The organism is Halobacillus faecis, from assembly GCF_007991335.1.
GTDB lineage: Bacteria > Bacillota > Bacilli > Bacillales > Halobacillaceae > Halobacillus > Halobacillus faecis.
The window spans coordinates 21,963-46,570 of sequence record NZ_BJYD01000022.1 but is presented as its reverse complement, the minus strand read 5'-3'; the positions used below and the strand labels follow the sequence as shown (position 1 = coordinate 46,570).

25 protein-coding genes are annotated in these 24,608 nt (G+C 44.1%); 23 read left to right on the top strand and 2 right to left on the bottom strand.

Features of this window, described 5'->3' with window-relative positions; translation table 11 throughout:
* Positions 1-22: 22 nt before the first annotated feature.
* The 3 genes from HFA01_RS12015 to HFA01_RS12005 all read left to right on the top strand — a co-directional run bounded on the left by HFA01_RS12015 (position 23) and on the right by HFA01_RS12005 (position 3,264).
* Complete coding sequence (locus tag HFA01_RS12015; protein ID WP_146816550.1) at positions 23-1,690, top strand: DAK2 domain-containing protein; 1,668 nt, start codon at positions 23-25, stop codon at positions 1,688-1,690.
* 292 nt (positions 1,691-1,982) lie between these two features.
* Entirely contained in the window at positions 1,983-2,432 is a 450-nt protein-coding gene (locus HFA01_RS12010) for an Hsp20/alpha crystallin family protein (protein ID WP_146816548.1), read from the top strand.
* Positions 2,433-2,877: 445 nt separating this feature from the next.
* Complete coding sequence (locus tag HFA01_RS12005; protein ID WP_146816546.1) at positions 2,878-3,264, top strand: YuzC family spore coat inner layer protein; 387 nt, start codon at positions 2,878-2,880, stop codon at positions 3,262-3,264.
* Between the two features lie 83 nt (positions 3,265-3,347).
* On the opposite strand, the gene HFA01_RS12000 is transcribed toward HFA01_RS12005, so the two are convergent.
* Positions 3,348-4,616 (bottom strand): NCS2 family permease, encoded by a 1,269-nt coding sequence (locus tag HFA01_RS12000; protein WP_146816544.1) that lies wholly within the window; start codon positions 4,614-4,616, stop codon positions 3,348-3,350.
* A 221-nt stretch (positions 4,617-4,837) separates the two neighbouring features.
* Here HFA01_RS12000 and sdaAB point away from each other — a divergent pair, with 221 nt between their 5' ends.
* The 9 genes from sdaAB (at position 4,838) to rnc (ending at position 13,265) form a co-directional block, all read left to right on the top strand.
* Entirely contained in the window at positions 4,838-5,500 is a 663-nt protein-coding gene (gene sdaAB / locus HFA01_RS11995) for an L-serine ammonia-lyase, iron-sulfur-dependent subunit beta (protein WP_146816542.1), read from the top strand.
* A gap of 20 nt (positions 5,501-5,520) precedes the next feature.
* Positions 5,521-6,405: an L-serine ammonia-lyase, iron-sulfur-dependent, subunit alpha gene (gene sdaAA / locus HFA01_RS11990; RefSeq protein WP_089652453.1), complete on the top strand. Its 885-nt coding sequence runs from the start codon at positions 5,521-5,523 to the stop codon at positions 6,403-6,405.
* A 5-nt stretch (positions 6,406-6,410) separates the two neighbouring features.
* Positions 6,411-8,447 (top strand): ATP-dependent DNA helicase RecG, encoded by a 2,037-nt coding sequence (recG, locus tag HFA01_RS11985; protein WP_146816540.1) that lies wholly within the window; start codon positions 6,411-6,413, stop codon positions 8,445-8,447.
* A gap of 300 nt (positions 8,448-8,747) precedes the next feature.
* Positions 8,748-9,329, top strand: coding sequence for a transcription factor FapR (gene fapR / locus HFA01_RS11980; RefSeq protein ID WP_146816538.1), 582 nt, complete (start codon positions 8,748-8,750; stop codon positions 9,327-9,329).
* The gene (plsX, locus tag HFA01_RS11975) at positions 9,326-10,330 is read left to right on the top strand and encodes a phosphate acyltransferase PlsX (protein WP_146816536.1); all 1,005 of its coding nucleotides are present in this window, start codon (positions 9,326-9,328) and stop codon (positions 10,328-10,330) included. Before fapR ends, plsX begins: the two co-directional genes overlap by 4 nt.
* Positions 10,327-11,268 carry an ACP S-malonyltransferase gene (fabD, locus tag HFA01_RS11970; RefSeq protein ID WP_146816534.1) on the top strand — a complete coding sequence of 314 codons (942 nt, stop codon included), beginning with the start codon at positions 10,327-10,329 and terminating at the stop codon, positions 11,266-11,268. Before plsX ends, fabD begins: the two co-directional genes overlap by 4 nt.
* Complete coding sequence (gene fabG, locus HFA01_RS11965) at positions 11,268-12,008, top strand: 3-oxoacyl-[acyl-carrier-protein] reductase (protein ID WP_146816532.1); 741 nt, start codon at positions 11,268-11,270, stop codon at positions 12,006-12,008. The genes fabD and fabG overlap by 1 nt, the downstream gene beginning before the upstream one ends.
* Positions 12,009-12,263: 255 nt before the next feature.
* Positions 12,264-12,497, top strand: a complete 234-nt coding sequence (gene acpP / locus HFA01_RS11960; protein ID WP_035505393.1) for an acyl carrier protein — start codon at positions 12,264-12,266, stop codon at positions 12,495-12,497.
* Positions 12,498-12,572: 75 nt separating this feature from the next.
* Positions 12,573-13,265 carry a ribonuclease III gene (gene rnc, locus HFA01_RS11955; RefSeq protein ID WP_146816530.1) on the top strand — a complete coding sequence of 231 codons (693 nt, stop codon included), beginning with the start codon at positions 12,573-12,575 and terminating at the stop codon, positions 13,263-13,265.
* Positions 13,266-13,344: 79 nt separating this feature from the next.
* Here rnc and HFA01_RS11950 read toward each other — a convergent pair whose 3' ends face one another.
* Positions 13,345-13,566, bottom strand: coding sequence for a DUF1128 domain-containing protein (locus HFA01_RS11950; RefSeq protein WP_146816528.1), 222 nt, complete (start codon positions 13,564-13,566; stop codon positions 13,345-13,347).
* Between the two features lie 725 nt (positions 13,567-14,291).
* Between HFA01_RS11950 and smc the strand changes: the two genes are divergently transcribed.
* The 11 genes from smc to lepB all read left to right on the top strand — a co-directional run bounded on the left by smc (position 14,292) and on the right by lepB (position 24,598).
* Complete coding sequence (smc, locus tag HFA01_RS11945; RefSeq protein ID WP_146816526.1) at positions 14,292-17,852, top strand: chromosome segregation protein SMC; 3,561 nt, start codon at positions 14,292-14,294, stop codon at positions 17,850-17,852.
* A 13-nt stretch (positions 17,853-17,865) separates the two neighbouring features.
* Positions 17,866-19,155, top strand: a complete 1,290-nt coding sequence (ftsY, locus tag HFA01_RS11940) for a signal recognition particle-docking protein FtsY (protein ID WP_146816524.1) — start codon at positions 17,866-17,868, stop codon at positions 19,153-19,155.
* Between the two features lie 75 nt (positions 19,156-19,230).
* Positions 19,231-19,560, top strand: a complete 330-nt coding sequence (locus HFA01_RS11935; protein ID WP_115824939.1) for a putative DNA-binding protein — start codon at positions 19,231-19,233, stop codon at positions 19,558-19,560.
* A gap of 13 nt (positions 19,561-19,573) precedes the next feature.
* The gene (gene ffh / locus HFA01_RS11930; RefSeq protein ID WP_146816522.1) at positions 19,574-20,914 is read left to right on the top strand and encodes a signal recognition particle protein; all 1,341 of its coding nucleotides are present in this window, start codon (positions 19,574-19,576) and stop codon (positions 20,912-20,914) included.
* Positions 20,915-20,999: 85 nt separating this feature from the next.
* Positions 21,000-21,269 carry a 30S ribosomal protein S16 gene (gene rpsP / locus HFA01_RS11925; RefSeq protein ID WP_146816520.1) on the top strand — a complete coding sequence of 90 codons (270 nt, stop codon included), beginning with the start codon at positions 21,000-21,002 and terminating at the stop codon, positions 21,267-21,269.
* 22 nt (positions 21,270-21,291) lie between these two features.
* The gene (locus HFA01_RS11920) at positions 21,292-21,519 is read left to right on the top strand and encodes a KH domain-containing protein (RefSeq protein ID WP_146816518.1); all 228 of its coding nucleotides are present in this window, start codon (positions 21,292-21,294) and stop codon (positions 21,517-21,519) included.
* 91 nt (positions 21,520-21,610) lie between these two features.
* The gene (locus HFA01_RS11915) at positions 21,611-21,997 is read left to right on the top strand and encodes a YlqD family protein (protein WP_146816516.1); all 387 of its coding nucleotides are present in this window, start codon (positions 21,611-21,613) and stop codon (positions 21,995-21,997) included.
* Between the two features lie 8 nt (positions 21,998-22,005).
* The gene (gene rimM, locus HFA01_RS11910) at positions 22,006-22,521 is read left to right on the top strand and encodes a ribosome maturation factor RimM (protein WP_146816514.1); all 516 of its coding nucleotides are present in this window, start codon (positions 22,006-22,008) and stop codon (positions 22,519-22,521) included.
* The gene (gene trmD / locus HFA01_RS11905) at positions 22,521-23,252 is read left to right on the top strand and encodes a tRNA (guanosine(37)-N1)-methyltransferase TrmD (protein ID WP_146816512.1); all 732 of its coding nucleotides are present in this window, start codon (positions 22,521-22,523) and stop codon (positions 23,250-23,252) included. The genes rimM and trmD overlap by 1 nt, the downstream gene beginning before the upstream one ends.
* Positions 23,253-23,379: 127 nt before the next feature.
* On the top strand, positions 23,380-23,724 hold the full coding sequence (gene rplS, locus HFA01_RS11900; RefSeq protein WP_089652436.1) for a 50S ribosomal protein L19: 345 nt from the start codon (positions 23,380-23,382) through the stop codon (positions 23,722-23,724).
* A 325-nt stretch (positions 23,725-24,049) separates the two neighbouring features.
* On the top strand, positions 24,050-24,598 hold the full coding sequence (lepB, locus tag HFA01_RS11895) for a signal peptidase I (protein WP_371860333.1): 549 nt from the start codon (positions 24,050-24,052) through the stop codon (positions 24,596-24,598).
* Positions 24,599-24,608 lie beyond the last annotated feature (10 nt).

The window sequence follows — 24,608 nt, the reverse complement described above, 5'->3', positions numbered from 1 at the left end:
GTAGTCAAAGGAGGAAGTAAGTGTGACGTTACAAAAGTTAGACGGCAAGACGCTTGCCGAAATGATCTTGCAAGGAGCGCATCATTTAAAGCAGAACTCTCAGATGATTGATGCTTTGAATGTTTTCCCTGTACCGGATGGAGATACGGGGACAAATATGAATCTATCCATGACTTCTGGAGCTGAAGAAGTGCGGAACGTGGACCAGAATCATGTAGGAACAGTGGCCCAATCTTTATCCAAAGGTCTCTTAATGGGAGCCCGAGGAAACTCAGGGGTTATTCTTTCCCAAATTTTCCGTGGCTTTGCGAAGACGATTGAAGACAAAGAAGTCATTACAACCAAGGACTTTTCAGACGCTCTTCAAGGTGGGGCCAAAACAGCATATAAAGCTGTCATGAAGCCTGTGGAAGGAACCATTCTTACTGTAGCGAGAGAGGCTGCTGAAGCATCTGTCGAGATTGCTGAAAAGGAGGAAGACTTCATTCCGTTCATCGAAGGAGTCGTTCAAGCAGCTAAAAAATCCTTGAAGCACACACCTGAGCTGCTTCCTGTATTGAAGGAAGTAGGGGTTGTGGATAGTGGAGGACAAGGTCTCGTCACGATTTATGAAGGTTTCCTGGCCAATCTAAAAGGGGAGGAACTTCCTGATCTTGAGGAAACAGTATCGATGGATGACATGGTCAATGCTGAACACCACAAGTTAAATCAGGACTTCATGAATACGGAGGATATTGAATTTGGCTATTGCACAGAATTCATGGTCAAATTTGAAGAAGATAAACTTGCCGAACATCCATATGATGAAGAAGCCTTCCGTAATGAGCTTAGTGAAATGGGTGATTCTCTACTTGTCGTTTCTGATGAAGACTTGATCAAAGTCCATGTGCACGTGGAATATCCAGGTGAAGCTATGACCTTGGGGCAAAGATACGGAAGTCTAATCAACATGAAGATTGAGAATATGCGTGAGCAGCATACTTCAATCGTTGGGGACAAAAAGAAGGCCAAGCCCAAGTCAGAGGAAAAAGCGGAGTACGGAATTGTAACAGTGAGCATGGGAGACGGAATCAAAAAGCTGTTCGAAAGTCTTGGCGCTACTGTTGTCATCCAGGGTGGTCAAACCATGAACCCAAGTACTCAAGATCTTTCAGAAGCGATTAAAGAAGCACATGCGAAACGTGTGCTCATCTTGCCGAATAACAAGAATATCGTCATGGCTGCTGAACAAGCGGCAGAATTAGCGGAGGTAGAGGTTGCTGTCATTCCATCGAAAACCATCCCTCAAGGAATGAGCGCACTTCTTGGGTTCAACCCGGAAGCAGATCTTGATGCGAATAAAGAAGAAATGCTCAGCCTTATGTCTGAAGTGAAAACAGGACAAATCACGTATGCCGTCAGAGATACGCAAATTGATGGGTTGGATATTTCCAAAGGCCACTTCATGGGAATTGCCGATGGTAAAATCTCAGCCACAGACAAAAATGCTTTGACGACGGCTAAAACGTTGTTGAACCAAATGATAGACGAAGATGAAGATGAAATTCTGACCATCTTGACTGGTGAAGAAGCCGACGATAAAGAGATTGCAGAACTTGAGTCATTCATTGAAGAAACATACGAAGATTTGGAAGTGGAAATCCACAATGGTGGACAGCCGATATATTCCTATATCTTTTCAATCGAATAATTCGTGTCGAAACGCAGCCCTAGGGCTGCGTTTTTTATGCTTGCTTTCCCAACAGCTTAAACCGAAGGTGATCTCTATTCGGAAAAATAACAATCAAGGTACACCCGGAAAATGAGAGAAGTGTACATAAAACGGGAAGATGATGAAAGGTTTGGAGATTTTGTTATACGCAAAGGGTACATCCAGCCTGTAACTTCAGGTCAAGATTTTCATTCATAAGTGAAATGTTCACCAAACCGAGCGCCGTGCATAAAGTGTAGGGCAGACTTTATGCAAAAAGAGGTGCAAAGGTATGGATGATAAACATAAACAACTGCCGGATTTGTTTGACAAGAGTTTTCGTGACATCGTCAAGGCGTTCGACTCGTTCTTTGACGAATCGATTAAGCACGTCCATGACTTTTTTCAACAGACCACAATCCCTGTGGAAGTGTTCGAAACAGATCGAGATGTTACTGTCGAAGCTTACCTTCCTAATGTGTCGCGAGAGCAAATACGCATAGATCGATCTGGGAATCAGCTTCGAATCCGCGTGGATGAACGGCAACTAAGAGAAGTGAAGAATGAAGAGGCTCATTATTACCACCGTTCTCATTCATTAAGCCAAAGAGAACGCGTGGTGACCCTTCCCTTTGCCGTGGCGGAGACAGCAAGCAGTGCATCCTTTAAAGGTGGCGTTCTTACGATCGTATTTCCAAAGCATAACTCTACAATCAAGGTCATAGATGTAGATGATCAATAACCTCGCACATAGTAAAAAGCGTCCAGAATTTCTGGGCGCTTTTTAGATGACTTTTTTATCCATTATTGTATCGTTATTAAGTTAAATGGCAGGATTTTGTAAAAAAACGATTTCGAGATGGGGTGCGTTTAGGGGCTCCGGGAAACCGTTCGTTTTCCAAGGGGCGGGCGGTGAGCCTCCTCGGACTTCGTTTTGTGAGGTCTAACCTGTCCTACACGTCCTATAGGAGTCTCACCGTTTCGCTGAGCCCCATGGCCATATAAGTGTCTTGAAACCACTCGATGCAGTAAACGAACCCCGGTTATCTCGAAGCAGAGTTTTACAATAAAGGGAGCGTTACAGGAAGGGGAGGAGATTTGAAGCTTCTGAAATGATGTGGGGTACATATATTTAATAATAGTTTATAAGAGGAGGAAATGTTCTAAAGGGCCCGGGGGGTTTTTATATGTATGTCGTATGGGTTCCGTGCTATGTCCCTTTCGTATATCCAACTGTTTACTATCATGATCATCAACGTCGTTCTATCCGGTTATATCCGGAAGTTGATGAGGATATGTTTGTTCAGTCTGCCTCAGAGATGGAAAAGTTGATGGATGATGCCAGGAAAGTAGTGGGAAGAATCAGCAATTCTCATGATTTTGCCAATGATATAATGGGGGCTGCTCAAGAGTCGGATCAATCAAAAGTAAACACGTTGATTCGAAGCTCTGGTGTGGAGTCTCCCTTTCAAGCGGAATATAATCCCGACCAGATGAAAATTCATTTGTCTGCAAGCAACCAACAAGTAGAATGTTGTCAGCTAACCATTGTTTTACGCTGGAGAATACAATAAATCCCGTACATCATGGATGTACGGGATTTATTTGCTTTTTGTACCCAATTAAGGGTACAGAGCATAATTGCGCTGCAGATAAATTAATGACCAAGCGAGCGCATGATAAATTCAATGAGAAAGACCATGGCAATGAGTACGACTGGCGTAGTTAGTTCTCTTTGCTTTCCGATGGCGAACTTTACGATCGGGTAAGCGATAAATCCAAAAGCCATTCCATCAGCGATGGAGTAGGTGAATGGAATCATCACGATAATCAGAAAGGCTGGCATCGCTTCAGATAATTGATCCAGTGGGATTTCCTTAATATTCTGTACCATCAGCGCTCCGACGATGATGAGGATCGGTGCGATAGCGGTAGATGGAACCATGGAAATCCAAGGAATCAAAAAGATGGTGCCAATGAATAAGACAGCCATCGTTAGTGCTGCTCGTCCTGACTTTCCTCCGGATGCAATGACAGCTGCACTCTCAGCAGAAGAAACCGTCGGTGATGTACCGAGGAATCCCGTACTTAATGCTGAAAAGGCAGAGGCCTGATAGGACTTTTTGAATTTGCTTTGTTGATCCAGCATATCCAATTGTCCGTGGATGAGTCCCATATTCTCAAAAATAAGAACGATTGCAAGCGGGAAAACAGCCATCCAGAACCCGAAGCCGGTCACACTTGTGAAGTCCGGCATGAAAACCCAGGATTGTTCGCTGAGTGCGAGAGAATCTCCGCGTTCACCCAATACTCCTGTGAAATGAGCGATCATGGTCCCTGCAATCATCGTCACCAAGAAGTTACCGGGAACATTTCTTGTGAAAAGGAAAATCCCAATAAACAAGGTGAGGATACTTGTGATGACAATCGCAGAAGAAGGGTTGCCGAGAGTAATCAAAGAATGTTCTCCTCTTACAACAAGGCCGCCTTTTTCTAATCCGATCAACGTCAAAAACAATCCAAGACCAACCGTAATCGCATGTTTCAGGGAAGCGGGAATGGCATGTTTCAGCCAGTCACCAAGTTTGGTAAAAGCTGTGACTAGAAAGATGAGGGAGGCTACGAATACAACAGCCAGCCCTTCTTGAAAAGTCATCCCCGATCCTTCAACGATGGAGTAAGCGAATAGAGCGTTGACACCCATTCCTGGAATGAGAACCATAGGCGCATTGGCGTATATGGCCATGATCAAACAGCCGAGTGCACTGGCAAGAATCGTTGCAATCATGCCGCTCTCAAGCGGCAGACCTGCACTATGAAGGATTTGACTGTTTACGGCCACGATGTAGACGGTCGTGAAATAACCGATTAACCCAGCCAATCCTTCTTTCTTCCAGCTCACTTTTTGATGATGCTGATTGAGCATTTGAATCTCCTCTATGAAATTTATCCCTCTCCCGCCCGGTTACCGAGTAACCCACAAACGTTTATTTTACTCGTAAATCGTCAATCTATCAACCTGATTTGTTCGCTTTTTGTAAAAAATGAGGTGTAGAACAACAGTTTGTGTTAAGATATAAAAGGATTATAATATAGTAGAAAGCGTTTTCTTTCTTTATATATAGATGAAAAGGGAAGGTGATTCTCATGAAATATCGTTCAGTATTCGATATTATCGGTCCCATCATGATTGGACCATCCAGTTCACACACCGCAGGAGCGGCCAGAATCGGGCGTGCCGCACGTCACTTATTTGGCAGGGAACCAAAATATGCCCATATTCATTTGTATGGATCCTTTGCGAAAACATATAAAGGTCACGGCACTGATGTAGCCATCATTGGTGGATTGCTAGATTACGATACGTATGATGAACGAATCAGTCAATCACTCGTTACAGCTCGGAAAAATGGCATGAAGATAAGATTTCACGAAGAAGATGCCCATACGGATCATCCCAACACGGCAAGAGTTAAAATTGGTGATGATGATGGAGAGCTCGAGTTAGTCGGAATCTCAATCGGGGGAGGAAAAGCGGAAATCACGGAATTGAATGGTTTTGAACTCCGCTTATCTGGAAGTCACCCGGCAATTCTTCTTATTCACAATGATCGTTACGGTGCAATTGCCTCGGCAACAGCTATATTAGCGAAAAACCAAATCAATATCGGACGCATGGAAGTGTCCCGTAAAGCACAAGGGGAACAAGCCTTGATGGTCATCGAAGTGGATCAGAACATTGATGATTCGATCCTAGATGAACTTGAACGAGCAGATCACATTACACAAGTAGCTAAAATATCAGATTAAATAAAGAAAGGAGAGCTCACATGTTTAGAAATGTAGCTGAACTCGTAGAATTAGCAGAAAGTGAAAATATCCAAATCTCTGAAGTTATGATTCGTCAGGAGATGGAAGTAAAACAACTAACGAGGGAGCAAGTGTTCTCTCAAATGGAAAGAAATCTTGATGTAATGGAAAAAGCGATAGAAGATGGTTTGAAGGGAGTTAAGTCACACAGTGGTTTGACTGGGGGAGATGCGGTACTCATCCAAAACTATATGAAAAACCATACCCCGTTATCCGGAAATCTTCTTATGGATGCCGTCAGTAAAGCGGTGGCAACCAATGAGGTGAACGCAGCCATGGGGACCATCTGTGCTACTCCTACTGCAGGAAGTGCCGGTTGTGTACCAGGGACACTCTTTGCTGTAAAAAATCAATTGAACCCTACACGGGAGCAGATGGTTCGTTACCTGTTTACTTCAGGTGCCTTCGGGTTTGTTGTAGCTAATAACGCTTCTATTTCAGGAGCTGCGGGAGGCTGCCAGGCAGAAGTCGGGTCAGCGGCTGGAATGGCTGCCGCTGCAATCGTTGAAATGGCTGGGGGTACCCCTTCACAATCTGCCGAAGCGATGGCTATTACGTTGAAGAATATGCTCGGGCTCATTTGTGATCCTGTTGCAGGTCTCGTAGAAGTGCCTTGCGTGAAGAGGAATGCTATGGGTTCCTCGAACGCAGTCGTAGCTGCGGATATGGCTCTTGCAGGTGTGACGAGTCGAATTCCTTGTGATGAAGTAATTGATGCGATGTACAAAGTCGGGCAGCGCATGCCTTCAGCGTTCAGGGAAACGGCGCAAGGTGGACTTGCGGCTACACCAACAGGACGTGAATTGGAAGCCAAAGTGTATGGAATATCGTTGAAGAAAGAGTGAATGACGTGTTGCAGCAATCGATCAGTGAAGTTAAAGGAGTAGGAGACAAACTACAATCACAATTGAATGAGCTTGGACTCTTTACGGTGGAGGATCTGTTATTCTACTTTCCGCACCGTTATGACACCTATGAAGTGAAACCTCTTACTGAACTCACGCATAATGAGAAGGCAACTATTGAAGGCGAGATCGTCTCTGAACCAGCTTTAAGCTTTTATGGCAGGAAAAAATCAAGGCTGACTTTTACCCTTCAAGTCGATCAGTTTGCGGTAAAAGCTGTCATGTTTAATCGTGCTTTTGCTAAGAAACAGTTGAATCAGGGGGATACGGTTACAGTAACAGGGAAATGGGATCAGCAGAGACTCCAAATAACGGTCAGTCAGTTTAAAAAAGGAGAATCGAAAAGTCAGGAACCTATCCAGCCTGTGTACACGTTAAAAGAAGGAGTCAACCTCAATACATTAAGGAAAGTGATCAAAAACGCTCTTGATGATTACAGTGCAGATATTCCTGACATTCTTCCAGAAGATCTGGCTCTTGCATACAAACTTCCTGACCGTTCTCAAGCATTGAACCAAATGCATTATCCTGAGACCAGGGTTATGTTGAAGCATGCCAAGCGTCGCTTTATTTATGAAGAGTTTCTTCTGTTTCAATTGAAAATGCAGCTGTTAAGGAAACATAACCGAGAATCGACAACAGGGATTGGCCAAATGTATGACAACGATCAGTTGACGGCATTTGTTCAGTCGCTGCCATTCGAATTGACTTCTGCTCAGAAACGGTCGCTGGCAGAAATTTTGAATGACATGAAAAGTCCGCACAGAATGAACCGTCTGCTGCAAGGGGACGTTGGATCAGGGAAGACAGCGGTTGCCGCGATTGCTCTTTACGCATCGATTACTGCAGGTCATCAGGGGGCTCTCATGGTTCCGACAGAAATTCTGGCAGAACAACATTACCATTCCTTGAAAGAAATGTTTGAAGGACGTGCTAAAGTTGCTTTGCTGACAGGATCTATAAAAGGAAAGCGGAGAAGAGAAATTCTTGAAGCCGTTGAGCAGGAAGAAATCGATATCTTGGTCGGCACCCATGCGCTCATTCAGGACGAGGTCGTTTTTAAGAATCTTGGCTTCGTCATCGTTGATGAGCAGCACCGATTTGGGGTTGAACAGCGCAGATCATTACGGGATAAAGGTCTTTCCCCTGATGTCTTATTCATGACGGCTACACCTATCCCAAGAACACTTGCGATTACGGCATTCGGAGATATGGATGTAAGTGTTATTGATGAAATGCCAGCAGGAAGAAAACCTGTAGATACGTATTGGGTCAAAGGGGAAATGACCAACCGTGTTTTAAGTTTCATCCAGAAAGAGATCGACCAGGGACACCAGGCTTACGTCATTTGTCCATTAATCGAAGAGTCGGACCAACTTGATATTCAAAATGCCATCGACCTCTATGATCAGCTTAGCGCTGTTTTTGAGCCTTCCACATCAGTCGGGTTGATGCATGGTCGTCTCCATAACGAAGAAAAAGAGAGCGTTATGCAGCAGTTTGCTGTAAACGAGCTGAAAATTCTCGTCTCCACAACGGTTGTCGAGGTAGGGGTGAACGTCCCGAATGCAACGGTTATGGTCATTTATGATGCACAAAGATTCGGCCTATCCCAACTCCACCAACTGAGAGGACGGGTAGGGCGTGGTGCTGATCAAAGTTACTGTATTCTATTGGGTGATCCCAAGGGAGACGTAGGAAAAGAACGGATGAGAATAATGACCGAAACGAATGATGGCTTTGAATTATCCGAACAAGATTTGAAGCTTCGTGGTCCTGGTGACTTTTTCGGCAAAAAACAAAGCGGTCTTCCTGAATTTAAAGTCGGTGACATGGTTCATGATTATCGGGCTCTCGAAACCGCAAGAAAAGATGCGGCTGAAATGATTATGGAGAATACGCTGGATAATGACCAACGATACAAAGCGTTAAAAGAACACGTTTATAGTGACCAGCACCTTCTCGGGAATGTGTTGGACTAACGATCCAAACGAACACTCGGCTTCCAGGAGCTGGGTGTTTTCCTTTGTTAAGGAAGTCATCGATTACGGGATCTCGACAGACCATACTCTGATCATGTTCAAAGCTCCTATGGAAAATAATTCATTCTCCGTGCTCCAACGGCTATCAAACATAATGGGAACGTTTAAAACAATTATTAGGGAGTGGAAAATAGGGAATCCTAAGCAAATCCTTGCGTAATTGAACTTGGTATTATATATTACTATTAGTACCTAGTCATAAGGTGATGAAATTATGACTAAATGAACGGTGGCATTCGTATGAAGAAGTCTAAAAAAGTACGTCAGGAAGAATTGAAAACGAAAATAGACCATACCCCCTTCATTACAGACGAAGAATTAGCAAAGACATTCGGGGTCAGCATTCAGACCATAAGGCTTGATCGAATGGAACTCGGAATTCCGGAATTGCGTGAACGCATCAAATCGGTTGCCACGCAAGAATGGAATGAAACGGTAAAAGCATTACCGGTGGAGGAAATCATCGGGGAAGTGGTGGACCTGGAATTGGACGACCGTGCCATTTCGATTTTGGATATCCGTCCGGAACATGTTTTTTCGAGAAACCATATCGCTAGAGGTCACTATTTATTTGCACAAGCCAATTCCCTGGCCGTCGCCTTGATCAACGATGAACTCGCGCTTACGGCGCATTCTGAGATCACATTCACACGTCCAGTAAAACTTGGAGAACGTGTGGTGGCCAAAGCGACGGTCAAAGGGGACGATGAAAAGGGACGAACACTTGTGAATGTGCATAGTTATGTAGGTAACGAAGAAGTATTCGCAGGTACTTTTGAGATGTATCGTTCCAACCAACAGAAGGAGATGGATCGAGAATGAAGCTAGCCATTGACGCTATGGGCGGTGACAACGCTCCCGAGGCGATTGTAAAAGGAGCCGTAGAGGCCGCAGATACAATAGACGGTCTCGAAATCACCCTCGTAGGTGATGAAGCACAAATCAAGCCTTTTTTAAAAGGACAGTCAAATGTGTCCATATTACATACAACAGAAGTCATTACAGCAGATGATGAACCGGTAAGAGCCGTAAGGAGAAAAAAGCAATCCTCTATGGTTCTCACGGCCACTGAAGTGAAAGAAGGACGGGCAGATGGTTGCATATCTGCTGGGAATACAGGGGCCTTAATGAGTGCAGGGTTGTTTGTCGTCGGTCGCATGAAAGGTGTGGACAGGCCTGCCCTCAGTCCAACCCTTCCAACGTCAGATGGCAAAGGGTTTCTTATGCTGGATGTCGGGGCGAACGTGGATGCAAAGCCCGATCACTTATTGCAATATGCAGTGATTGGAAGTATCTATGCTGAAAATGTACGTAAAATCAAACAACCGAGGGTCGGTCTTTTGAATGTCGGTACGGAAGATGGCAAAGGAAGTGACTTGACTAAAAAAGCGTTTGATCTGATGAAGGAAGCTCCCATCAATTTTGTCGGAAACGTTGAGGCTCGTGATTTACTTGAAGGCGTGGCAGACGTAGTCGTGACTGATGGGTTCACAGGTAATGTAACCTTGAAGACGATTGAAGGAACGGCCATGACGATGTTCTCGATGATCAAGCAAACATTTATGAGTAACTTTAAAACAAAAATTGCTGCGGGCCTCGCAAAGAATGATTTGCGGAATTTAAAAGCCCAGCTCGATTATAGTGAATATGGCGGAGCAGGGTTGTTTGGCTTGGCCGCGCCAGTCATTAAAGCGCACGGCTCCTCCAATGATCGAGCTGTTTTGAATGCGATCCGACAGGCTTGCCACATGATTGAGCTTGATGTAACGAATACAATTTCAGCAACACTTTCTAAAATGGACAAAGAGGAGGATGAATCATGAAGCGAATCGCATGTGTTTTTCCTGGGCAAGGATCCCAGGAAGTAGGAATGGGGAAGGCGATGTATGAGGCTTATCCTGCTGTGAAACAATTGTTTGATGAAGCGGATGAAGCTCTTGGTTATTCATTGACTCGTTTAATGTTCGAAGGACCTTCAGAAGAATTAACGAAAACAGAAAATGCTCAACCGGCATTACTTTTGAATAGTATAGCCATTCAACGAGTCCTACAGCAAGAAGGGGTGGCTCCTGCTATGACGGCAGGTCACAGTTTAGGAGAGTACAGTGCCTTGGTCGCAGCAGGAGCACTGGATCCAATGGAAGCTGTCCAACTTGTCCATGTCCGCGGGAAGCTGATGGAAGAAGCTTACCCTACAGGTTTGGGAACAATGGCTGCTGTACTTGGTCTATCGCAAGAAGAAATAGAAGAAGTTTTGCGTGACTTTGATGGAGAGTCAGCAGTAGACCTTGCGAACATCAATTGTCCAGGACAGATTGTCATTTCTGGTACAAAGGAAGGCGTGGACAAAGCTTCTGAGCAATTGTCAGAGGCAGGAGCGAAGCGTGTACTTCCACTCAATGTCAGTGGTCCCTTCCACTCCCGTCTGATGAAGTCAGCCAGTGATGATTTTGCTGACCATTTGTCTGAAACGACGATCCATGATGCTAATGTGCCTGTGTATGCGAACGTAACCGCAGCGCCCGTGACAGATGCTGAAGAAATAGAAAAGCTTTTGGTGGAGCAACTCTACTCACCTGTAAGGTTTCATCAGATTCTTGAGGCATTCGTCGAAGAAGATGTCGATGCTATTGTAGAAGTAGGACAAGGGAAAGTGTTGAGTGGTCTTGTCCGTAAAGTGAAACGTCGCATGAAAACGTTCAGTGTGCAGGATCCAGAGACACTGCAAGCGTTCATCGATTGGTATAAGGAGGAATCGTAATGTTACAAGACCAGGTAGCTCTTGTCACAGGAGCATCCCGCGGTATCGGGAAGGCCATTGCTCTTGAACTTGCTGCACAAGGAGCTAAAGTTGCCGTCAACTATGCGGGAAGCGAAGATAAAGCCGAGGCAGTTGTTCAGGAAATTCATGAACAGGGCGGTGTGGCCATTAAAATACAGGCCAATGTCTCTAATGATGAAGATGTCAAACGTATGGTGAAAACAGTCGTTGATGAATTCGGACGACTGGATATCCTTGTCAACAATGCAGGGATTACGAAGGATAATCTATTGATGAGAATGAAAGAAGAAGAATTTGATTCAGTGATCGATACGAACTTGAAAGGCGTTTTCCTCTGTACTAAAGGAGTGACACGTCAAATGATGAAACAGAAATATGGACGGATCATTAACGTGGCTTCAATCGTAGGTGTTTCCGGGAATCCAGGGCAGGCGAATTACGTCGCTGCTAAAGCTGGTGTCATCGGAATGACGAAATCGAATGCCAAAGAATTGGCAGCTAGAAACATCCAGGTCAACGCGGTAGCTCCAGGATATATCGCTACAGATATGACGGATGCCCTTACAGACGAGCAGCGCGAGCAGATGCTTGCCTTGATTCCACTGAAGCGTCTTGGAGAAGGGCAGGATGTGGCACGCGTTGTACGTTTCCTGGCTTCTGAAGATGCGGCATACATGACAGGTCAAACATTACATGTCGATGGTGGTATGGTCATGTAAAACATGGCTCTTATTAGGCGGTAATCTCTATTGAAACAAAGAGATTACGACTTCTGCTGGAAATCGGGGCAAAACAGCCTCTTGTTCTTTTGACTACATCCAGCTCCAGAGGTTAGCCCCTCGAGGTCTTAAGCAAGCCCTTTGCTGTGGCAAAATACGCCACTTCAAAGGTTTGCTTAAGCTGGTCGGGGCTAAACAACCTCTTGCGCTTTTGGCCACACATTACTATAATTACTGAAGGGAGGTGAGGTTCCAATGGCAGAAACATTTGATCGTGTAAAACAAATCATCGTCGATCGTCTTGATGTTGATGAGTCTAAAGTGACTATGGAAGCTTCCTTCAAAGAAGATCTAGAAGCAGACTCTCTTGATGTCGTTGAGCTTGTAATGGAGCTTGAAGACGAGTTTGATATGGAAATTTCTGATGAAGAAGCTGAAAAAATCAATACAGTAGGCGACGCTGTGAATTACATAAGCAGCCAGTCGTAATAGGATCGCTGTCCGTTCTTCGGGCAGCCTTTCCTATATTTTTTAAGAAATTCATTGTAAAGGACAAGGTGATTTATGGATGATTTTTCCAGTTTCCAGAAAAAGATAAATTTACAATTCAATAATATCTCGTTACTGGAACAGGCTTTTACACATTCATCATATGTGAATGAGCATCGGAAAACCGATCGGGAGGATAATGAACGGCTGGAATTCTTGGGAGATGCTGTTCTTGAACTAGGAGTTTCTCAGTATTTATACCGGGAGTTCCCGGATATGGCTGAAGGAGAACTTACGAAGTTCAGAGCCTCGATTGTGTGTGAAGTCTCATTAGTAGAATTTGCGAATGAGCTGAATTTCCAAGACCTGATTTTACTTGGTAAAGGGGAAGAGCTTACAGGAGGGCGTAACCGACCAGCATTACTAGCTGATGTCTTTGAGGCGTTCATTGGAGCTCTTTATTTAGACCAGGGTTACGATGCAGTTATACAGTTCTTAAGAACGTATGTGTATCCGAAAGTGAAAAAAGGTGCTTTTTCTCATGCGATGGATTTCAAAAGTCAGCTACAAGAATTTATTCAACGGGATAAAAACAGTAAAATTGAATATGAAATCGTTGAAGAGAGAGGACCTGCACACAGCCGGGAGTTCATCGCTCATGTACTGATCCAGGATGACATCGGCGGGATTGGTGTAGGTCGTACGAAGAAAGAAGCGGAACAAAAAGCGGCTCAACAAGCATTGGAAAATCAAGGAGCGCATTCATAATCCGCCTTTAAAAAGTAATCAAAAATAGACCGTTATCCGGAGGGAACCTTCGGATAACGGTCTATTTTAGTAGCGGTCGTTATTTTCGGTATTGGCCAAGCTCCTGAACGAATGCCTGGATTTCAGAAACACTCAATGAACCTTTCATCTCAATAATGTCGTGTAGGGATTTGATTTCTTCGTATTTATTGAGATCGTAATCCTCTGGGTCCATAAGGGAACGGTTCACGACCTGCAATTTTTCTGCCATATCGTTGATGATGACTTCTAAGTTTTCTTGGTTCGCTTCTTGTAAACTCAAAAATGAATCCTCCTTCAAGGCTCGGTATCTAGGCTATTACATATGATAAAGGACTTTGCCGAATTTTGAAACCCTTCATTAATATTATGACTCATTAAAGTAAATGGCAGGATTGTGGAAGGCTCAGTTTCAAGGTGTTTTCGGGGTTCGTTGCCTTGTGAAGCGTTTGGGGTGGCTGGGAAGCTACTCGTCCAGCTCCATCGCCCAGACACTCGCGTCTACCAGGGCGATTCCGCATTTGAACACTTTCCTGTGGGGGAGTGGCGAGCTTCCTCGGGCTAAAGCCCTGCGGGATCTCGCCTATCTCCTTTCTCCCACGGGAGTCTCGCAGCTTCCCAACCACCCCTATCGATTTAAGGGAGAAACGAACCCTTGTACCAAGTTGGAGGGTCTTCCACTATCCAGCTGTTAGAAGTATAAAGCCTTCTGGATAAAGCTTTTAAGTGTTATGGAGGTGTCCCATAATTATACGAGATGACCTTATGGTAGTGGTTTCGAGAATCTTCCATGGCAAAGGGGCGGAAAGCGAGTCATTCCCCGCAGCCCCTACCCACTAAACAAATGTCTCGAAACTGAGTCTTCAAGAATAGGGAGCTTATGTTGAACAATGAGATTTTCAAGGGTGTTATAAAAGTAGCCTTCGGTTCCTACCGTAGGGGCGTTCTTTATGATAAAATATATAAGTTGAGTGAATGAAAGATTTGTGAAAATACAGGAGGATGAATATGTTCCTCAAACAATTAGATACGATAGGTTTTAAATCATTTGCCGAACGAGTGACCGTCGATTTCGTTTCTGGAGTCACATCTGTCGTCGGACCGAATGGTAGTGGGAAAAGTAATATAACGGATGCCATTCGCTGGGTATTAGGTGAACAATCAGCCCGGTCGCTCCGTGGTAGTAAAATGGAAGATATCATTTTTGCAGGTAGTGAGAGCAGGGCACCATTGAATATGGCAGAAGTGACTTTGACTCTTGATAATACCGATCAGGCGCTTCCTTTGGATTACCAGGAAGTCAGTGTAACGAGACGCGTTTACCGTTCTGGCGAAAGTGAGTTTTATATAAATAATCAGACTTGCCGGTTGAAAGATATTGTCGACCTATTCATGGATTCCGGGCTTGGAAGAGAAGCCTTCTCTATCATCAGTCAAGGAAAAGTGGAGGAGATTCTCAGCTCCAAAGCAGAAGATCGTCGTTCCATTTTTGAAGAAGCAGCAGGAGTCCTGAAATATAAACAGCGGAAGAAAAAAGCGGAATATAAGTTGTCTGAAACACAGGAAAACTTGAACCGTGTGGAAGATATCATATGGGAGATTGATGGTCAGCTTGAACCGTTAAAAGAGCAAGCGGCTGTTGCGAAAGATTACTTAGAGAAAAAAGACGAGCTTAAGAACGTTGAAATCTCTTTATTGATTACTCAAATACAACAAGTTCACGGAGAATGGGAAAGTATTCTCAAGGACCTGGAAGAAGTCAAAAACCAGGAAAACGAGTTAAGTGAGAAGATCGAAGCTGATGAGGTTTCACTGAAGAGTCAAAGGGATCATGTGGAAAGTCTTGATGCTTCTATAGAAAACATGCAGGCGAAGTTGCTTCAACTAACGAGAGACCTCGAAAATCTTGAGGGAAAAAAGCAACTGATGAAAGAACGCCATAAGCATTTTGAAGAAAACAAGTCCAAGTTGGAAGAAGCCTATGAGGACCTCTCTGACAAACTGGTGAACTTGAAGGCCATTGCCGAAGAAGAAGCTCAAAAGTTAGAACAGATGAAAGAAAAAAGAGAAAATACGAAGCAAGAATTAAACCAAACCACCCAGGCATTAAAACAGGATCTTCATCTTATTGAAGATGAAATTGAAGACTTGAAGAGTGAATATATTGAATTGCTGAATAAGCAGGCAGCTAAACGGAATGAGAAGCAACTCTTAGAAAAACAGCTGGACCAAATTCACTCCAAAAAAGGTAGTCAAATTGATAAATTCAAAGATCTTAGAATTGAACGTGCTAAGCTTGAAGAGCAGTTGACTTCTATGACAAATGAGTTGGAAAACCTGACCACGCAGCGGGAGAAACTGGAGTCTCAAGTTCAAGAGTTAAGCAAAAGATACGAAAAGAATAAACAGACGTATCAGGAGTGGCAGGAGAAGTTGTATAAAGGGTATCAATATTTGGAAAACATGCGATCGAAGAAGGAAATGCTAGAAGAGATGAAGGAAGACTTCTCCGGTTATTTCCATGGCGTTCGTGAAGTTTTAAAAGCTTCTCAAAAAGGTCAGCTGCAGGGGATTCATGGAGCTGTGCTCGAATTGATTGATATACCTTCCCACCTTTTAACAGCCATTGAGACAGCACTCGGTGCGCAGGCTCAGCATATTGTCGTAAAAGATGAACAAACCGGAAGACAAGCGATTCACTGGTTGAAAACGAATAATAAAGGGAGAGCTACCTTACTTCCTCTTACTTCCATTCAGCCTCGTTCTGTCCATGGGAATGCATCGCTCTCACAGCAAGAAGGGTATGTAGGAGTGGCAGCAGATCTTATCCAATATGATACGGCGCATTCAAAAGCGATCCAGCACCTCCTAGGTCATATTGTCATTGCTGAAGGGTTAGAACATGCAAACCAAATTGCCCGTGTATTGAATCGAAAGTACAGGGTTGTGACGCTTGATGGAGATGTCGTCAACCCTGGGGGGTCGATGTCAGGAGGGGCGAAAAAACAATCCAAACAATCCTTGTTCACAAGAGAAAAGGAATTGCAGGAACTTAGTGAAAAAATCGTTGCTTATGATGCGAAGGCGTTAGATGTTGAGAATAAAGTCAAAAAGTTGAAATCGACATTGGCTGAGCAAGAGAAGGAAAAAGAACAGTGGAATGTAAAGCTCTCTGAATTAAAAGATGAAGAGCACGAAAAGCAGTCCGATCAAAGGGAAGTGCAGTTGAAACTTGACCATTTGAATGATCAGCTCCAATTGTTTGACCAAGATCAGGCCCAGTATGATCAAGATTCTCATCACGCAGATCAGCAGTTGAACGAGCTTGACGATACTTTGCGTACCCTTGAGGGTCAACTCGTCTCGATCAATACAAAGATCGAAGAGTTGACGACAACAAAAGAACGTCAAAAAGAAGACGAGGCTAACTTGCAGGAACGCAGGCAGAAGCTCCAAATTCAGCTAGCCGAGCAAGAATCAGCGGTAAACAACCAAAAGGAAAAAGCCGACCGTTATCAGCAGGAGAAAGACCTAATAGAGCAGGAATTACGAGGCAACCGTGTTTCTTATCAACAATTGATGGAAGTCAAGGAGTCCAATCAGACCGAAGAAGAAATTCAGGCTCAGATCGAAAGTATGAGAGCGGCTAAGGAAGAAACCACTTCGTCTATCGAAATGAAGAGAAAAGAGCGTCAAGAGCTGGCTGCAAACATTCAGCAAGCGGAACAGAGGCTGAAGGAGTGGAAGCGTAGGCATCAAAACTTCATTCAAGACTTGCAGCAAAAAGAAGTCAAGGCCAACCGACTGGATGTAGAGCTTGAGAATATGCTTCAATACTTGCAGGAAGAGTATGTGATGACGTTTGAAAAAGCGAAGAGGGACTACCCGGGGGTAGACGATATAGATGGAGCTTCCACGAAGGTCAAGCTGATTAAGCGGGCCATTGAAGAGCTAGGAACTGTGAATTTGGGAGCCATCGATGAGTATGACCGGATCAAGGAACGCTATGAATTTTTGAAAGGGCAGCAAGAGGACTTACTCGAAGCTAAACAAACGCTTCATACAGTCATCAATGAGATGGATGGTGAAATGAAACGTAAGTTTGAAGATACCTTTACAAAAATCCGTGCTGAATTTGGTGAAGTCTTCCGTACCTTGTTTGGTGGAGGGCGAGCCGATTTGCAACTCACCGATCCTAATGACATGTTAGAAACGGGAGTAGATATTGTTGCTCAGCCCCCAGGTAAGAAACTGCAAAATATGAGTTTGTTATCGGGTGGAGAGCGTGCACTGACGGCGATTGCACTACTATTCTCTATCTTACGCGTGCGTCCCGTGCCATTCTGTGTCCTTGATGAGGTGGAAGCAGCATTGGATGAAGCGAACGTGGATCGCTTTGCTAAGTTTTTGAAAGAATTCAGTGAAAAGACACAGTTCATCGTGATCACTCACAGAAAAGGGACGATGGAAGAATCGGATGTTCTTTATGGGGTGACCATGCAAGAGTCAGGCGTATCTAAACTTGTATCCGTCAGACTAGAAGAAACACCTGAATTATTGGAAGCATAGGAAGGATGAGTCGATGAGTTTTTTTAAGAAACTGAAAGAAAAATTTGTGAAAGGTCCTGAGTCGGAAGAAGAAAAAGAGGATCAGAAGCTGAATGAAACAGAAGGTTCCGACGAAAAGGAAAATTCTCCGGAGACAGACCCTGCAGAGAGCGAACATCAGGAGCTTGACCTTCAGGGAGAAACAGAAACTCTGGAAACAGAGGTCCCTGCAGAGGATACGGAGGAAGATACTTTAGAATCAACAGTGGATGAAGAAGATGATCAGAATGTTGAAAATCTTGAAGAATCATTCCCAGAAGAAGAAATAGGTGCAGAAAGTCAGGAAGAGGATGAAAAAGCTTCCATAGCATCCAAGTTTAAAATGGGTCTGGCTAAAACGAGAAATTCATTCTCGACTAAAATCAATGATCTCGTCGCACGTTATCGTACCGTTGATGAAGACTTCTTTGAAGAACTCGAGGAAGTGTTGATCTCTGCAGATGTCGGGGTTACGACCGTTATGGAAATGATCGAAGAGCTTGAGATGGAAGTGAAGCGCAGGAACGTTCAGGACCCACAAAAAGTGAAGGAAATCATTTCTGAAAAGCTTGTTGAAATCTACTATGGTGATGACCGCGCTGAAGAAATCGAAGGGTTGAATGAAAACCCAGGCGGCTTGACCATTTATCTTTTTGTCGGTGTCAATGGGGTTGGGAAAACAACAACGATTGGTAAACTCGCTCACCGACTGAAAAGCGAAGGAAAGAACGTGACACTTGCCGCAGGAGATACATTCCGTGCAGGTGCCATTGAGCAATTAGAAGAATGGGGCAAACGCGTAGGGGTAAATGTCACGAAGCATAGTGAAGGCAGCGATCCGGCAGCCGTCATTTACGATGGCATACAGTCTGCAAAATCGAAGAATGCCGATGTTCTCATTTGCGATACAGCCGGCCGACTTCAAAATAAAGTGAACTTGATGAATGAACTTAGCAAAGTCAAACGCGTCATTGAACGTGAAGTTCCTGGAGCTCCTCATGAAGTGCTGCTTGTACTTGATGCTACAACAGGGCAGAATGCTATGAGCCAGGCGAAAACATTCTCCGAAGCAACGGATGTATCCGGCATTGTTCTATCAAAACTGGACGGAACAGCAAAAGGCGGGATCGTTCTTGCGATTCGAAATGAATTGGAAATCCCAGTAAAACTTGTCGGCCTTGGCGAAAAAGTGACCGATCTTGAAACCTTTGATGCTCATGCCTTTGTTTATGGACTGTTTGCAGATATGATTGAAGAATATGAGGAAGAAGAAGAACTTTCTTAAGCCTTGACACAAAGGTACATGTTCCTTTAGTATTTATGTGTAAAGGCATTTCACTTAACAAGGAGTGCTTCAAGCATGCTTGAAAAAACGACACGGATTAATTATCTATTTGATTTCTATCAATCGTTGTTGACTCCTAAGCAAAGAAACTACATGGAGTTGTATTATCTCGAAGATTACTCTCTTGGTGAAATATCGGAAACCTTTGATGTCTCACGTCAAGCGGTGTATGATAATATTCGCCGAACAGAGACGATGCTTGAAGAATATGAAAAAAAGCTTCATCTATATGGGAAGTTTGAAAAACGGCAGAAAGTGATCAAAGAAATGGAAGCTCAGTTTAAAAAAGACGAGCTGCCAGCCCCTTATGAATCATGGCTGCACGAATTACAAGAATTAGAATAGGAGGGGATCTTCGATGGCATTTGAGGGTTTATCCGACCGTTTGCAGGAAACGATCAAGAAAATCAAAGGCAAAGGGAAGGTAAACGAACAAGACGTAAAAGAGATGACCAGGGAGGTCCGTCTCGCCCTCCTCGAGGCCGATGTAAACTTTAAAGTCGTGAAAGATTTTGTTAAGCGTGTACGTGAACGCGCCGTCGGTCAGGAGGTCATGGAAAGCCTGACCCCTGGACAGCAGGTTATCAAAGTTGTTAAAGAAGAGCTCACAGAGCTGATGGGTGGCGATGAAAGTAAAATCGCTGTCGCCAAACGTCCTCCGACGGTCATCATGATGGTCGGTTTGCAGGGTGCAGGTAAAACGACGACGACCGGGAAGCTTGCGAATTTGTTGCGCAAAAGCTACAACAGAAAGCCGTTACTCGTAGGAGCCGACGTTTACCGTCCTGCTGCCATCCAGCAATTACAGACACTCGGTAAACAATTGGATATGCCGGTCCATGAGGAAGGTACCGATGCAAACCCAGTCGATATTGCCAAAAATGCAATAGCTAAGGCCAAAGAGGAGCACCACGATTATGTGCTCATCGATACCGCTGGTCGTTTGCATATTGATGGTGACTTGATGGGTGAATTGCAAGAGATCAAGGAAGCGGTCAATCCTGATGAAATCTTCCTTGTTGTCGATGCTATGACAGGTCAGGATGCGGTGAATGTTGCAGAAAGCTTTGATGAGCAGCTCGACGTCACCGGAGTACTTCTCACAAAACTGGATGGAGATACCCGTGGTGGTGCCGCGTTATCCATCAAAGCCGTGACAGGTAAGCCGATCAAATTCGCAGGTATGGGGGAGAAGCTGGACCAGCTGGAGACCTTCCACCCTGAACGTATGGCGTCAAGAATCCTTGGAATGGGCGACATGCTTACATTAATTGAAAAAGCACAAACGCAAGTCGATGAAAAGCAGGCGAAAGAGCTGGAGTCGAAAATGCGTAATGCGTCCTTTACATTCGAGGATTTCCTTGAACAGATGGAGCAAGTAAAGAACATGGGACCACTGGATGAAATTTTGAACATGATTCCTGGTGCGAACAAAATGAAAGGTCTTCAGAATGTGTCCTTTGATGACAAGCAGATCGTTCATGTTGAAGCGATTATCCAATCGATGACAAAGAATGAACGACAGGACCCTTCTGTCATGAATGCTAGCCGTAAGAAGCGGATCGCTAAAGGTTCGGGAACCTCTGTTTCAGAGGTCAACAGACTGTTGAAACAGTTTGAAGAAATGAAGAAAATGATGAAACAAATGAGCAATACAAAAGGGAAAAAAGGCAAAGGAATGAAATTTCCTTTTATGTAATGGAAAAAACCTTTACACACCCTTGAAGTTCTGCTAAAATCTAAATCTGTGTGAAACATTAAAGAAATTTTGGAGGTTGTTAAAAATGGCAGTAAAAATTCGCCTAAAACGTATGGGATCTAAGCGTAACCCATTTTATCGTGTAGTAGTTGCTGATTCTCGTTCTCCTCGTGATGGACGTATCATCGAGCAAATCGGAACATATAACCCAGTTGCTAACCCTGTAGAGGTTAAGCTTGATGCTGAGAAAGCAATGGACTGGATGGCAAACGGCGCGAAGCCAAGCGACACTGTTCGTAACCTTTTCTCTAAAGAAGGTATCATGAAGCAGTTCCACGATAAGAAAAACCAATAAATTATAAAGTAGTGGTGATCCCATGAAAACCTTAATCGAAACGATCGTAACGCCGCTTGTCGATCATCCTGATGACATCATCGTGGATGAGAAAGAGGAAAATCACAAAGTGGTTTACCATCTTACGGTCCACCCGGATGACGTAGGGAAAGTGATCGGGAAGAATGGGCGGATTGCGAAAGCGATTCGGACTGTCGTTTATGCGGCAGGATCAGATTCTGAAAAACGAATCTATTTGGATATCATGTAAGAGAACTAATTTTATTGGTGTAAGAAGGGAGAAGGGAAACCTTTTCCCTTTTTTACTATTCTCATGGAATGGCAGAGGGGCGGGCGAAAAGATGCAAATCATCCGAACGGTACCTGTCAAACAGATGTTGACAGAGACGAGTCGTGCGCAAATTAAGGAAAAGTTCGATGAAAGATATCAACGTCTGGAACGAGAATGCAGGCAGCTTTCATTTGAACAGAAAAAATTGGAACGCAAGCCCGGGGTGTCAAGACAGGAAGTGGAGCGCCGGTTTTCGAAGGAAATCGGGCGCAGAAAAGATCAACTGAAGTGGCTTGAATATCAGCGCAGACAATTGGATATCCTGCCTGATGGAAGTGAGCTTGAAACGGACGAAGTACAGGCGCTAATTGAAGTTGAAGAAGGCGATCAATGGGAAGAGGTCATTCAGGATCGTCAAATCGTCGTGGAAGACGGAAAAGTCATACGAGCGAGGTAATTGCATTCATGGAGAAACAGTTATTCAATGTTGGTAAAATTATAAACACACATGGCATCAAAGGAGAAGTGAAAGTTCATCGCGTTACAGATTTTGATGAACGTTTTGAACCAGGTCAGCTTTTGTATTGGGTAAGTGATAAAAAGGAGCCGAAGCCACTCGTAATTCGAACACACCGAATTCATAAAGGTTTCGACCTTGTAAGCTTCGAAGATCATCCTACGATTAATGATGTCGAAGGATACAAGAATGGAAAGCTGATGGTATCAGAAGAGCATCAAGAAGAGCTTGATGACCATGAATTCTATTTTTATGAAATCATCGGGTGTACCGTATTTTTAGAGTCAGGTGAAGAATTAGGTGAAATCAAAGAGATTCTCACCCCTGGCGCGAATGACGTTTGGGTTGTGAAGCGGAAGAATCAGCCGGATGTTCTTATTCCATATATTGAACCTGTCGTTAAAGAAGTGGATACGGAGCGGAAGACAATCATCATCGATCCAATAGAGGGGCTGCTAGACTAATGCATATCGATATTCTGACACTTTTTCCAGAAATGTTTGATGGTGTTTTGCAGAATTCCATCATGAAGCGCGCTCAAGAACAAGGTGCCTTTTCACATCAATATGTCAATTTCCGTGATTTCACTGAAAACAAACATAACAAAGTCGATGATTATCCTTACGGAGGAGGGGCTGGGCTTGTTCTATCCCCTCAACCCATCTTTGATAGCATTCAGTCCATTAAAGATTCAGCGGAAAAGCCTCCCCGTGTCGTGCTTCTTTGTCCTCAAGGGGAACCCTACTCCCAGCAAAAAGCGGAAGAGCTTTCAGAAGAAGATCATCTGGTCTTCATTTGTGGACATTATGAAGGATATGATGAACGGATCAGGCAGGAATTGGTGACTGATGAAATTTCCATTGGTGATTATGTCCTGACCGGAGGGGAACTTGGAGCGATGGTCGTCATTGATTCTGTCGTTCGTCTCCTTCCAGGGGTTCTTGGAAATGAACAGTCGGCACCGATGGACTCCTTCTCAAACGGTTTGCTAGAGCATCCCCATTATACGAGACCAGCTGACTTTCGGGGGCATAAAGTGCCGGATGTCCTTTTATCAGGCAACCATGCCAAAATTGATGAGTGGCGTCATTTTCAGTCACTGAAGCGAACATTCGAAAGAAGGCCGGATCTGCTTGAAGGACGAGAATTATCCGCTAAGGAACAATCGTGGCTGGAAGAGTGGAAAAATAGCTGAGTATTGTTGATGTTTGTCTCTAGATATGGTATATTAAATCTTGTGCTTAAACGTACGGTTTAAGTGGAAAACGATGTTCCGCTGCCTCTTAGAAGACATGAGCATTAGTTAAAAAGGAGTGAAAATCATGCAACAATTGATTCATGACATTACAAAAGAACAACTTCGTACGGATCACCCTGATTTCCGTCCTGGTGATACTGTAAAAGTACACGTGAAAGTTGTCGAAGGCACACGTGAACGTATCCAGGTATTCGAAGGTGTTGTCATCAAGCGTCAGAACGGCGGAATCAGCGAAACATTCACTGTTCGTAAGATTACTTACGGTACAGGTGTTGAGCGTACATTCCCAGTTCATTCTCCACGTATCGCTAAGATTGAGCGTACTCGTCGTGGTAAAGTACGTCGTGCGAAACTTTACTACCTGCGTAACCTACGCGGTAAAGCTGCACGTATTAAAGAAATTATCTAATTTCAGTCAAAAGGAGCTTGCGATGCCAAGCTCCTTTTTTCTAATTATCTAGAGGTTTCACAAAAGTAAAGTTCCTGTTTCATAGATCCCCCAGCCCCCTAAACGCACAAACCTCGCAGAAGTGAGTTTTCAACTAAGGGGAGCTAAACGGAAATAGAAACAAGGATAAAGAATTTTATGATATGATTTGTAAGACGAAGATAAAACTTAAGACTAGAGAGCGTTCAGCAGCAAATATAACCATATAGTAAAAAGGTTGTGCTACAGCCCCTACACTATGGTTTTGCCGCTCCAGACTCCTTCATTCAAGGAAGAAGGGATAATGATGAAACAACAATGGTTGGACTGGTTGAAAGCATTTCTGATCGCCGGCGTATTGGCTGTGGTCGTAAGAGTGTTCTTGTTTGCACCGGTCGTCGTTGAAGGGCCTTCCATGTTGACCACCTTACATAGCGGGGATCATTTGATTGTAAGTAAGCTCAATTATAAGATTGGATCGCCGGAGCGTTTTGATGTGGTTGTATTCCATGCAACAGAACGTAAAGACTATATCAAGCGGGTAGTTGGCCTTCCTGGTGACCATATCGCTTATGAAGATGACCAGCTCTATGTGAATGGAGAACCCGTAGAAGAACCATTTCTAAATGATCGGAAACAGCAATTAAACGGAAATCGCCCTCTGACAGATGATTTTACGATGGAAACTCTCCCTGGTGAGTATAAAGAAGTTCCTGAAGGTCATTTGTTCGTTCTTGGTGATAACCGTAACAACTCGACAGACAGCCGGATGCTCGGCATGATTGACCAAGACCAGATGGTAGGGGAAGCAGTCGTTTCCTACTGGCCATTAAATCGCATCCAGCTCGTGAACTAGGAGGATCTAC

What these genes read in the sequence shown, in the direction of transcription:
- HFA01_RS12010 (WP_146816548.1), top strand. Translation starts at nt 1,983, where the DNA reads ATGGATGATAAACATAAACAACTGCCGGATTTGTTTGACAAGAGTTTT.
- HFA01_RS12005 (WP_146816546.1), top strand. Translation starts at nt 2,878, where the DNA reads ATGTATGTCGTATGGGTTCCGTGCTATGTCCCTTTCGTATATCCAACT.
- HFA01_RS12000 (WP_146816544.1), bottom strand. Translation starts at nt 4,616, where the DNA reads ATGCTCAATCAGCATCATCAAAAAGTGAGCTGGAAGAAAGAAGGATTG.
- sdaAB (WP_146816542.1), top strand. Translation starts at nt 4,838, where the DNA reads ATGAAATATCGTTCAGTATTCGATATTATCGGTCCCATCATGATTGGA.
- sdaAA (WP_089652453.1), top strand. Translation starts at nt 5,521, where the DNA reads ATGTTTAGAAATGTAGCTGAACTCGTAGAATTAGCAGAAAGTGAAAAT.
- fapR (WP_146816538.1), top strand. Translation starts at nt 8,748, where the DNA reads ATGAAGAAGTCTAAAAAAGTACGTCAGGAAGAATTGAAAACGAAAATA.
- plsX (WP_146816536.1), top strand. Translation starts at nt 9,326, where the DNA reads ATGAAGCTAGCCATTGACGCTATGGGCGGTGACAACGCTCCCGAGGCG.
- fabD (WP_146816534.1), top strand. Translation starts at nt 10,327, where the DNA reads ATGAAGCGAATCGCATGTGTTTTTCCTGGGCAAGGATCCCAGGAAGTA.
- fabG (WP_146816532.1), top strand. Translation starts at nt 11,268, where the DNA reads ATGTTACAAGACCAGGTAGCTCTTGTCACAGGAGCATCCCGCGGTATC.
- acpP (WP_035505393.1), top strand. Translation starts at nt 12,264, where the DNA reads ATGGCAGAAACATTTGATCGTGTAAAACAAATCATCGTCGATCGTCTT.
- rnc (WP_146816530.1), top strand. Translation starts at nt 12,573, where the DNA reads ATGGATGATTTTTCCAGTTTCCAGAAAAAGATAAATTTACAATTCAAT.
- smc (WP_146816526.1), top strand. Translation starts at nt 14,292, where the DNA reads ATGTTCCTCAAACAATTAGATACGATAGGTTTTAAATCATTTGCCGAA.
- ftsY (WP_146816524.1), top strand. Translation starts at nt 17,866, where the DNA reads ATGAGTTTTTTTAAGAAACTGAAAGAAAAATTTGTGAAAGGTCCTGAG.
- HFA01_RS11935 (WP_115824939.1), top strand. Translation starts at nt 19,231, where the DNA reads ATGCTTGAAAAAACGACACGGATTAATTATCTATTTGATTTCTATCAA.
- ffh (WP_146816522.1), top strand. Translation starts at nt 19,574, where the DNA reads ATGGCATTTGAGGGTTTATCCGACCGTTTGCAGGAAACGATCAAGAAA.
- rpsP (WP_146816520.1), top strand. Translation starts at nt 21,000, where the DNA reads ATGGCAGTAAAAATTCGCCTAAAACGTATGGGATCTAAGCGTAACCCA.
- HFA01_RS11920 (WP_146816518.1), top strand. Translation starts at nt 21,292, where the DNA reads ATGAAAACCTTAATCGAAACGATCGTAACGCCGCTTGTCGATCATCCT.
- HFA01_RS11915 (WP_146816516.1), top strand. Translation starts at nt 21,611, where the DNA reads ATGCAAATCATCCGAACGGTACCTGTCAAACAGATGTTGACAGAGACG.
- rimM (WP_146816514.1), top strand. Translation starts at nt 22,006, where the DNA reads ATGGAGAAACAGTTATTCAATGTTGGTAAAATTATAAACACACATGGC.
- trmD (WP_146816512.1), top strand. Translation starts at nt 22,521, where the DNA reads ATGCATATCGATATTCTGACACTTTTTCCAGAAATGTTTGATGGTGTT.
- rplS (WP_089652436.1), top strand. Translation starts at nt 23,380, where the DNA reads ATGCAACAATTGATTCATGACATTACAAAAGAACAACTTCGTACGGAT.
- lepB (WP_371860333.1), top strand. Translation starts at nt 24,050, where the DNA reads ATGAAACAACAATGGTTGGACTGGTTGAAAGCATTTCTGATCGCCGGC.